The organism is Catenulispora pinisilvae, from assembly GCF_015356865.1.
In the GTDB taxonomy this organism is placed as follows: Bacteria; Actinomycetota; Actinomycetes; order Streptomycetales; family Catenulisporaceae; genus Catenulispora; species Catenulispora pinisilvae.
This window is the reverse complement of the sequence record NZ_JAAFZA010000348.1, coordinates 1-8,480: the sequence shown is the minus strand read 5'-3', so window position 1 is coordinate 8,480 and position 8,480 is coordinate 1. Positions and strand designations below refer to the sequence as shown.

At 70.2% G+C, this 8,480-nt stretch carries 8 protein-coding genes; 5 read left to right on the top strand and 3 right to left on the bottom strand.

The window, feature by feature from the left end:
• The 3 genes from IZR01_RS51785 to IZR01_RS46090 form a co-directional block, all read left to right on the top strand.
• Positions 1 to 185: hypothetical protein (locus IZR01_RS51785; protein WP_228561324.1), on the top strand; the 185-nt coding region annotated here is incomplete at its 5' end.
• A 713-nt stretch (positions 186 to 898) separates the two neighbouring features.
• The gene (locus tag IZR01_RS46095; protein ID WP_194927518.1) at positions 899 to 1,753 is read left to right on the top strand and encodes a spermidine synthase; all 855 of its coding nucleotides are present in this window, start codon (positions 899 to 901) and stop codon (positions 1,751 to 1,753) included.
• Between the two features lie 190 nt (positions 1,754 to 1,943).
• Positions 1,944 to 3,101, top strand: coding sequence for an acyl-CoA dehydrogenase family protein (locus IZR01_RS46090; RefSeq protein ID WP_194927517.1), 1,158 nt, complete (start codon positions 1,944 to 1,946; stop codon positions 3,099 to 3,101).
• Between the two features lie 68 nt (positions 3,102 to 3,169).
• Here IZR01_RS46090 and kynU read toward each other — a convergent pair whose 3' ends face one another.
• Positions 3,170 to 4,441 (bottom strand): kynureninase, encoded by a 1,272-nt coding sequence (gene kynU / locus IZR01_RS46085; protein WP_194927516.1) that lies wholly within the window; start codon positions 4,439 to 4,441, stop codon positions 3,170 to 3,172.
• Positions 4,442 to 4,549: 108 nt separating this feature from the next.
• Entirely contained in the window at positions 4,550 to 5,512 is a 963-nt protein-coding gene (gene pip / locus IZR01_RS46080) for a prolyl aminopeptidase (protein WP_194899389.1), read from the bottom strand.
• On the opposite strand from pip, the gene IZR01_RS46075 reads away from it, so the two are divergent.
• Complete coding sequence (locus tag IZR01_RS46075; protein ID WP_194927515.1) at positions 5,511 to 6,254, top strand: SAM-dependent methyltransferase; 744 nt, start codon at positions 5,511 to 5,513, stop codon at positions 6,252 to 6,254. The genes pip and IZR01_RS46075 overlap by 2 nt on opposite strands.
• 8 nt (positions 6,255 to 6,262) lie before the next feature.
• Positions 6,263 to 7,129 (top strand): TIGR02452 family protein, encoded by an 867-nt coding sequence (locus IZR01_RS46070; RefSeq protein WP_194927514.1) that lies wholly within the window; start codon positions 6,263 to 6,265, stop codon positions 7,127 to 7,129.
• Between the two features lie 4 nt (positions 7,130 to 7,133).
• Here IZR01_RS46070 and IZR01_RS46065 read toward each other — a convergent pair.
• On the bottom strand, positions 7,134 to 8,480 hold a 1,347-nt coding region (locus IZR01_RS46065; RefSeq protein WP_194927513.1), incomplete at its 5' end, for a GH1 family beta-glucosidase.

The following is an 8,480-nucleotide window of genomic DNA, read 5'->3' as shown; positions in this document are numbered from 1 at the left end:
GGCGTAGGCGGGGGCGTCGGCGGCGGCGTGGTGCGGTGCGGCAACGGGAGATGCTGATGGAACGAGGAGCCGAACGGCAGCCCCGGTTCCACGGGCAGCGGGTCCGGGGACGTAGGCGCCGAGGGGTCGCCGACTGGGGTCGGGAGCGGATCGGCTGGCTGGCCGGGCGACGGCTGACCGGGTAACGGTGCGGGTACCGGATCGCCCGAACCTGAACCCGCACCCGCACCTGAACCCGAACCTGAACCTGAACCTGAACCCGAACCTGAACCCGCACCCGCCGAACCCGTCGGCTGCCCAGGCAAAGGCAACTGTCCCGCCGGCCGTCCTGGCAAGGGCAAAGGCCCCGCCGCCTGCCCCGGCAAGAGCAACTGCCCCGCCGGCTGTCCTCGCAAGAGCAAAGGCCCCGCCAGCTGCTCCGGCAAGAGCAACTGCCCCGCCGCCGTCGCCGCGTGCCCGTCGGCGGCCAGTCCCACCCCGATCCCGACCACGGCGGCCTGGACACACACCGCGACCCCGATACCGACGCCCACACCGAGTCTGCTGCGAACCACGGCTGTGCCGCCTCCGTTCCCCCACCAGGGTCCTGATACCGAAGGGCCGCACCGGGGGATCCCGGCGGCCGAAGACCGGCCCGCCGCACTCCCCCGTACCGCCCCGCCGTCGAGGCCGACCCCCGCACCGGTCCCGGCACCGGCTTCGGCGTCGTGGGCCGCGCCCCTGCTCGCGCGGCCCACGACGCCGTCCCCGCCGGGCCGGTCTGACTGCGGTGTCGAACCTTGTGTCTGTGATAGCCGAATTGGGAGGCTAGTACCGAAAAGTCCCTCTATCGAGTGGCGCAATGCCGCCCGACCTCGGTAAGGCCCCGGGAAGCCGTCGGCCGCCTAGACTTTCGGGCATGCCGCGCGCCAAGACCCCGCAGGAGCCCGCCGACGACGACCAGCCGGACGGCCCGGAGCTGTTGCGCGACCTGGACCGCCGCAACGCCTACCAGCTGATGATCGGCGGCACTCCGCAGTCGCACGTCGATCTGGACGACCCGACGTACCTGGAGTACGAGTACGTCCGCCAGATCGCGCACCTGGTGGACCTGGTCGCCGAGGCGGGCGCGCCGCTGCGGGTGCTGCACCTGGGCGGCGGCGCCCTGACGCTGCCCCGCTACGTCGCCGTCACCCGCCCGGGCTCGGGCCAGCAGGTGGTGGAGATCGACGGCAAGCTGCTGGACTTCGTCCGCACCAAGCTGCCGCTGCCGCGCAACGCGCGGGTGCGGCTGCGCACCGGCGACGCCCGCGACGTGCTCGGCCGGGTCCCGGAGGGCGCGTTCGACCTGACGGTCACCGACGTCTTCGCCGCCGCCCGCATCCCGAAGCACTTCACGTCGACCGAGTACGTGGCCCTGTCCAAGCGCGCGCTGCGCCCGACCGGGGTGCACCTGGTCAACCTCGCCGACGGCATGGCCGGCACCGGCCTGGCCTTCACCCGCCGCCAGGTCGCCACCGCGAAGGCGCACTTCGCGCACGTCCTGCTGCTCGCCGACCCCGGCATCCTGCGCGGCCGCAAGTTCGGCAACATCGTGCTGATGGCCTCCGACGCCCCGCTCCCGGTGGCCGGCCTGGTCCGGCGCGCCGCCTCCGACCCGTTCCCGAACCGGGTGGTGCGCGGTCAGGAGCTGGACGACTTCCAGGGCGGCGCCAAGCCGGTGACGGATGCCGACGCGCAGGAGTCGCCGCAGCCGCCGGCCGACTCGTTCTAGGCATCCCACCGGTATCCCGCTGGCATCCCACCCGCGGCACACCCGCAGCCCACCGGCGGACCGCCAGCGACACCAGCGACCCACCGGCGGCGCCGACGCCGGCCCGACACCCGCCCCGACGCCCCGTCCATCGCCGGCGGGTCGCCGTCCGGCCATGGCCTTTTGCCCTACCCGCCGGTAACTTGGCGCCATGCGCCGCACCGTCTACACCGAAGACCACGAAGCCTTCCGCGCCATGCTGCGCGACTTCATCGCCAAGGAGGTGGTGCCGGTCTACCCCGAGTGGGAGCGGGCCGGACACCCGCCGCGCGAGTTCTACCACCGCCTCGGCGAGCTCGGGGTGTTCGGGATCGAGGTGCCGGAGGAGTACGGCGGCGCCGGGATGAGCACGTTCAAGTACCAGTCGATCGTGATCGAGGAGACCACCCGCGCCGGGGTGAGCTTCGGGACGACGACCGTGCACGTCGGCCTGATCCTGCCCTACCTGCTGGCCTACGCCACCGAGGAGCAGAAGGCGCGCTGGCTGCCGGAGTTCGTCTCCGGCGAGCTGATGACCGCGATCGCCATGACCGAGCCCGGCACCGGCTCGGACCTGGCCGGGATCCAGACCACCGCGAAGCTGTCCGAGGACGGCCGGCACTACGTGCTCAACGGCGCGAAGACCTTCATCACCGGCGGCGTGCTGGCGGATCTGGTCCTGGTGGTGGCGCGCACGGCGCCGGCCACGCCGCAGGACCGCCGCGGCGGGCTGTCGATCCTGTGCGTGGACACCAAGTCGCCGGGGTACTCGGTCGGGCGCAAGCTGGACAAGATCGGGTTGAAGACCTCTGACACCGCCGAGCTGGCCTTCACCGACGTGCTGGTCCCGGTCGAGAACCTGCTCGGCGAGGCCGGCCGGGGCTTCAGCTACCTGACCCACAACCTGCCGCAGGAGCGGCTGGCGATCGCGGTCGGCGGCTACGCCTCGGCCTCGGCCGCACTGCGCTTCGCCCTGGACTACGTCCGGGAACGCACGGTCTTCGGCACCTCGGTGGCCTCCTTCCAGAACACCAAGTTCGTCCTGGCCGAATGCGCCACCGAGGTCGAGGCGGCCGAGTGCATGATCGACCGCGCGCTGGAACTGCACGAGGCCGGCGAGCTGTCGGTGGCGGACGCCGCGAAGGTGAAGCTGTTCTGCACCGAGGTGGCCGGGCGCGTCATCGACAAGTGCCTCCAGCTGCACGGCGGCTACGGCTACATCACCGAGTTCCCGATCGCGCGGCTGTACGCGGACACCCGGGTCTCGCGGATCTACGGCGGCACCAGCGAGGTCATGAAGACGATCATCGCGAAGTCGTTGGGGTTGTAGCCTCACGTCGCTGAAGTCGTCGGGGTTGTGGCCTCACGTCACTTCGGTCACGTCACACGCCACTTCGGTCACGTCACTTCGGTGCGCGTCGGGTCGATCTGCTCGTACTCCTTCGTCTCCACGATCCGGCGCATGGCGTCGAACGCGTCCCACACGTCCACGAACCGCGTCGTGGACGGGGCCATGCCCAGGCGCACCCGGTCCGGCTCCCGGAAGTCCGGGATGACGTCGTGCTGCTCGATCAGCGCGCGGCAGATCCGGTACGCCTCGGGGTGCCGCACCGAGATGTGGCTGCCGCGGACGGCCGCGTCGCGCGGGCTGCCGAGGCTGAAGCCGATCGGGGCCAGCCAGGCGTCGAACAGCTCGATGGCGAACTCGGTGAGGGCCACGCCCTTGTCCCGCAACGGCTTGATGCCGGCCTCGGCCAGCACCCAGGCCCCGGAGTCGACCAGCGAGACCCCGACGACCTGCGGCGTGCCGACCAGGAAGCGGGTCGCGGAGGCCACCGGGTCGTAGCCCTGGCCCATCGCGAACTGGTCGCGCTGGCCGTACCAGCCCCAGATCGGCTGCCGGACGGAGTCGATGAGCGAGGCGTTGGCGTAGAGGAACGCCGGGGAGCCGGGGCCGCCGTTCAGGTACTTGTAGGTGCAGCCGACGGCGAAGTCGGTGCCGGTGGCGTCCAGTTCGATCGGGACCGAGCCGGCCGAGTGGCACAGGTCCCACAGCGCCAGGGCGCCGGCATCGTGCACCACCTGGTTCACGGACGCCAGATCGGCCAGCGCCGAGGAGCGGTAGTCTACCTGCGAGAGCGAGACCAGCGCGGTGCGGTCGTCCAGGACCGGGCGGAGCTGGTCGGCGGTCGGGCCGAGCAGTTCGTCGAACTCGACCAGCTTGAGCTCCAGGCCGCGGGCGGCGGCCAGGCCCTCCAGGACGTAGCGGTCGGTCGGGAAGTTGTTGAGATCGCTGACGATCACGGTCCGGTCGGGACGCGCGTCGAGGGCGGCGCAGGCCAGCTTGTAGAGGTTCACCGACGTGGAGTCGGAGACCACGACCTGTCCGGCGGCGGCGCCGAGGAAGTGCTGTCCGAGGTAGTCGCCGACGGTCTGCGGCAGCGTCTGCCAGCGCTCGTTCCAGGACCGGATCAGCCGGTCGCCCCACTCGCCGGCCACGACTTCCTGGACCCGGTCCAAGGAGGCCTTCGGGAGCCGGCCGAGAGAGTTGCCGTCGAGGTAGATGAGCTTTTCGTCGGGGATGACGAACTGGGTACGGAGCGACGCCAGCGGGTCGGTCGCGTCCCGGTTTTCCGCGTCATTGCGGGGGTGAACTGTGGAGTCGGGCACGTGATCAGACTAGGCGAGGGTGTCCGCGCGGGGAATGGGGGCTCGCGGACGACGTCGCGGGTGTGGGCGACCGGTGGCGGCCGGCCGCCCCTGGCGGGAGTCATCGGATTACCGCTTCGAGAACTCCTCCGTCGCCTCGTTCAGTGCCTGCCCCATCGCCTCGCTGCCGGTGTGCCCGGAGTCCTCGACGACGATCAGCTTCGCGTCCGGCCACGCCTGCGCCAGCTCCCACGCGGTGTACACGGGGCTGCCCAGGTCGTGGCGGCCGTGGACGAGAACCGCCGGGATGCCGTGCAGCTTGTGCATGTCGCGCAGGGTCTGACCCGGCTCCAGCCAGGCGTCGTTGCCGAAGTAGTGCGAGCAGATGCGGACGAAGGCCAGCCGGTCGTCGTCGACGAAGTTCTCCTCGTAGGCACCGGGCTTCCCGTTGCTCTCCAACGAGATCACGGCGTCCTCCCACCGTATCCACTCGTTCGCCGCCGCTTCGCGCACCGCACGGTCCGGGTTCTCCATCAGCCGGCTGTACGCCTGCACCAGGTTCCCGTCGCGCTCGCCCTCGGGCACGTGGTTGCGGAAGCGATCCCAGGCCTCGGGGAAGATCCGCCGGACGCCGTGGTAGAGCCAGTCGGTCTCCTCCGGGCGGGTCGAGGTGACCGCCGGGATGATCATCTCGGTCACCCGCTCCGGGTGCGCCTGCGCGTAGACCAGGGCCAGGCTGGCACCCCAGGAACCGCCCTTCACCAGCCACTTCTCAATACCCAGATGCTCGCGCAGGAGCTCGATGTCGCGGACGAGGTGGTGCGTGGTGTTGACGGACATGTCCGTCGCCGGGTCGGACGCGTGCGGCGTGCTGCGGCCGCACCCGCGCTGGTCGAAGCGGATCACGCGCCACTTCTCGGGGTTCCAGGCCTTGGTCGGGCCGACCATCGAGCCGGCGCCGGGGCCGCCGTGCAGGTTCACCGCGGGCTTGCCGTCCGGGTTGCCGAGCTCTTCGTAATAGATCTGATTCCCGTCGCCCACGTCGAGATATCCGGTGGCGTAAGGACCCATTGGCGGGTAGGAAATAGACATGGACGCGATCGTAGACCAGGGCGAGGAATCCGCACGCGAATTGCGGGACTGGAAGGACTGGTTCGCGGCCTACGACGACCCGGAATCCCCGCTGGTCAAGCGGCTGGCCGCGGTCCAGCAGGGCATCCGGCGGGCGCTCGACGAAGCACCTTCGGGGGTAATCAATGTCCTGAGCCTGTGCGCGGGCGAGGGACGCGACCTGATCCCGGTGCTCGCCGACCACCCGCGCCGTGCCGACGTCCGCGCCCGGCTGATCGAGTTCGATCCGGTGATCGCGCAGAAGGCGCGGGATGCCGTGGCTGCGGCCGGTCTCGACGGCACCGACGGCACCGACGGAATTGGCGGCGTCGGCGGCCTCGACGGTGCCGGCGGCGGCACCGGCGCCATCGTCGACGTCATGACCGGCGACGCGGCCGATCCCGCGCTCTTCGGTGACTACGCCCCGGCGCGTCTGCTGCTGTTGTGCGGCATCTTCGGCAACATCACCGAGGCCGACATCCAGAACACCGTCACCCGCGCCGCGCATCTGACCGCGCTGGGCGGCACCGCGATCTGGACCCGCCACCGGCACGATCCGGCCGTCATCCCGAGGATCCACGGCTGGTTCGGCGACGCGGGGTTCTCCGGTCTGTGGGAGTCTGACACGGACTTGCCGACCGTCATTTACGTCGCCGCGAATCGGCAGGAGCGGGAGCCCACTCCGCTTCCCGACGACCGCAAGCTTTTCACCTTCGTTCGGTAGAAACACTTATGGGGATTTACAAAAGCATCGCTCTCGAGAACGAGAACATTGTCGCCGCTGGCTACTACCTGAATGCGCGCGGCGCCCGGGTGGATCTGGCCGCCGATGTGGCTGCGGCCTGTCAGGGGACTCGTTCCTACGACCCCGGCCAGACGCAGCAGCTGTTCAATGACCAGGCGCACAAGGCCGCCGCCGACGCATCGCGCCATGAAACAGCCTTCGAAGTCACCGACGAGACCAGCACTCAGGCCGGTCAGCGTCTGGTGCTCGCCGAGGGCGCCACCGACGTCGCGATCCTGAACTTCGCCTCGGCGCGTAACCCCGGCGGCGGGTACCTCGGCGGCGCGCGGGCACAAGAGGAAGACCTGTGCCGCAGCTCCGCGTTGTACACGACGCAGCTTGAGGCGCGTGACTACTACGACGCGCACCGGGCGAATCGCGATACGCGCTATAGCCATCGCGTCATCTTCTCCCCCGCTGTTCCGGTCTACCGGGACAGCGCCACGCGGCTGCTGGACGCGCCATATCAGATCTCTTATCTGACGTCGCCGGCACCGAACGCCGGAGCGCTGGCCAGGCACGAGCCATCTGCCCTGGACGAGGTCGAGGGCCTGCTCACCGAGCGTGCCGGACGGGTGCTCGCGGTCGCGGCACACCACGGCGTTCAGACGCTGGTGCTCGGCGCGTGGGGCTGCGGTGTGTTCCGGAACGATCCGGCGACCGTGGCCCGGGTCTTCCGCGGGCACCTCGCGGACGGTGGTGTGTTCGAGGGCAGATTCGCTCGGGTCGTGTTCGGCGTCTATGACACCTCTTCAGCGAAGACGACGCTGGGGGCGTTTCAGACAGCGTTCGCGGATTTGATATCTCAGCTTTGATATCTCAGTGCTCTGTCGCCAACTCCGACAGCCTGTCGCGCAGCCAGTAGTAGGAGTCCTTCGGCGTGCGGGTCTGCCTCTGGTGGTCGACGTGGACCAGGCCGAAGCGCTGGTGGAAACCCTCGGCCCACTCGAAGTTGTCCAGCAGGGTCCAGGTCAGGTAGCCACGGACGTCCACACCGGCGGCCATCGCCTGAGCCAGGGCTCTGATGTGGCCGTCGAGGTAGGCGATGCGGTCCGGGTCGGCCACGCGGCCGGCGACCACCTTGTCGTCCACCGAGGTGCCGTTCTCGGTGATGTAGATCGGCGGGAGGGCGGCGCCGTAGCGGTCGGCGAGGCCGACGAGCACTTCGCGCAGGCCGTCGGGGACCACCGGCCAGTCGAAGGCGGTGCGCGGGACGCCTTCGATCGGGAGGTCCTGGAACGGCAGGCCGTGTTCGGGGCCGGGGGCGGCGACGCGGGTCGGGTTGTAGTAGTTGATGCCGAGGCCGTCCAGCGGCGCCGCGATGGTCGCCAGGTCGCCGTCGCGGACAGCGCCGTTCAGGTCGGGGCCGGTGCCGTAGGCCGACAGGTCCGGGTAGGTGCCGAGCAGGATCGGGTCATTGAACAGGCGGTTGTGGAGAGTGTCGTAGGCCTCGGCGGCCTTGATGTCCTCCGGCGCCTGGCTCGCGGGCCAGACCGGCGTGCAGTTGTTGGCGATCATCACCTTCCGAGCACCCGCCGATCGCAGGGCACTGACGGCCAGGCCGTGCGCGAGGAGTTGGTGGTGCGCGACCGGGATCGCGCCGGTCATCAGCGCACGGCCCGGCGCGTGGATGCCGAAGGCGTAGCCGTAGGCGAGGTGGATGAACGGTTCGTTCAGCGTGATCCAGTGCTCGACCCGGTCCGCCAGCCGGTCGGCGAGGAGGGCGGCGTACTCGGCGAAGCGGTGGGCGGTGTCGCGGTTGAACCAGCCGTCACGATCCTCCAGCGCCTGCGGGAGGTCCCAGTGGAACAGGGTCGGGAACGGCGTGATCCCCTTCTCCAGCAAGGAATCCACGAGCCGGTCGTAGAACGACAGGCCGGCCGGGTTCGCCGGGCCTTCGCCGTCGGGCTGGATCCGCGTCCAGGCCACCGAGAAGCGGTAGGCGTTGACGCCGAGCGCCGCCATCAACGCTATGTCCTCGGCGCTGCGCTGGTAGTGGTCGCAGGCGACGTCGCCGGTCTGGTCGTCGCGGACAGCCCCGGGCCGACGCACGAAGGTGTCCCAGATCGAGACGCCCTTGCCGTCCGCACTCGGCGCCCCTTCGATCTGGTAGGCGGAGGTGGATGTGCCCCAGTGGAAGCCGGCGGGGAACGACGGGAGCGGGGT